The 1,375-nt window shown below is 75.7% G+C and carries 1 protein-coding gene and 1 pseudogene; both read left to right on the forward strand.

From position 1 onward, the window contains the following. Positions 1-83: 83 nt before the first annotated feature. Positions 84-908, forward strand: coding sequence for an SAM-dependent methyltransferase (locus U9980_RS18115; protein ID WP_322769005.1), 825 nt, complete (start codon positions 84-86; stop codon positions 906-908). 90 nt (positions 909-998) lie between these two features. Then, positions 999-1,375, forward strand: a pseudogene (locus U9980_RS18120) (recombinase); the annotation flags it as partial.

A 1,375-nucleotide genomic window follows, 5' to 3' on the forward strand; every position in this document is an offset into this window, starting at 1 on the left:
GGCAGCACCGACCACGGAGCACTAACGAACCCCGGTGATGTCGTACTACGCGGCGCCCCGGGTCCGCTCTGGAGTGAGGCCCGGTGACTGCCGAGCCCGAGACGTGGCGCCGCGACGGCCGGTGGGCGACGGTCTGGCCCACCGGCCGGCGCAGCGTCGCCGCCCAGCACACAGCCGGCGGCTACCCACCCGTCCCACCCCACGCAGGCGGAGCGGTCTCGCCGGAGGTCGCCGCCTACGCCGTCGCCATCTACAGCCAGGCCGGGGACACGGTCTGCGACCCCGACTGCGGGCCCGGGACCGTCGTCGCCGAAGCGGTCCGCGCCCGCCGCCACGCCGTCGGCATCAGCCGCGATCCCGATGGATGGGAGGCGGCCCGCGCCGCCCTGACGGCAGTGAAGGCCCAGGGCGCACCGGGTGACGGGATGATTCTCGACGAGCTGCCCGATAGGCGGTCCTGGACCGGACTCGGACCGATCGACCTGGTCCTGACCGCGATCGGACCGCCGGACGACCCCGCCGACCCCGGCGGTCCGGCCGGCGCCCGGCTGCGTGCCCGCCTCGCCAGCTACCGGGATCTGCCCCGGCCCGGCGGCCACCTCGTCGTCGTCGCCGCGTACCACGTCGCCGGGGTGGACCTGGCCAGCGAGGTCGCCGCCGCTGGCCGGGACGCGGGATGGCGCCCGGTGCAACGCTGCGTCGCGCTCACCGCCGTCCCCTATACCCGGCTGCTCGGCACGGCCCGCCCGCCCGCGCGGGCCCGCGCCTACCCGGTCCACCAGGACGTGATCATCTTCCGTCGCGACGGCGGGCGAGCACGAGAACCAAGAACACCGGACCCGCCGCCCCTCGCACCGGCGCCGCACGCCGCCCTCGACAGCGTCACATCGGACCGCTCGGCCGCCTAGATCACCATTCGCAGACCGTGCCCTTGCCTGTACGCGCCGCGACCGGTCCTCCCCGCTTCCTCCCGCTCGCCTTCTTTGGCTGGAGCCCCCATGTCTGACCTGCTGCCCATCCCCGCCCTGCCACCTGCCCCGACGGAGCCGGCGAGCCGGCCCGGCTGGTGGTGGCGCCTCACCCACCCCCGCGCCGCCCGCCAAGCCCGTCTGCTCGCCGCCCACCACGCCTGGACCACCGAACGCGCCCGCGTCGCCCAGATCGACCTCGTTCGAGCCGGCTTCCACCTCGGCCCGGTGCCCTTCGGCTACCTGCCTCACCGGGTCACCGTGCTCGACCCGGACGGCCAGCCCCGCCGCCGCGTCCGCCTCGTGCTCGACCCGGCACCTGCGGCCGTCGTCGCGACGATCTTTCGGTGGCGGGTCGACGACCGGCTCACCCCCAGCTCCATCGCCACCCGCCTGCGCAGCGTCCA

The sequence above is a fragment of the Protofrankia sp. Cr1 genome (assembly GCF_963555865.1).
Taxonomy (GTDB): Bacteria; Actinomycetota; Actinomycetes; order Frankiales; family Frankiaceae; genus Protofrankia.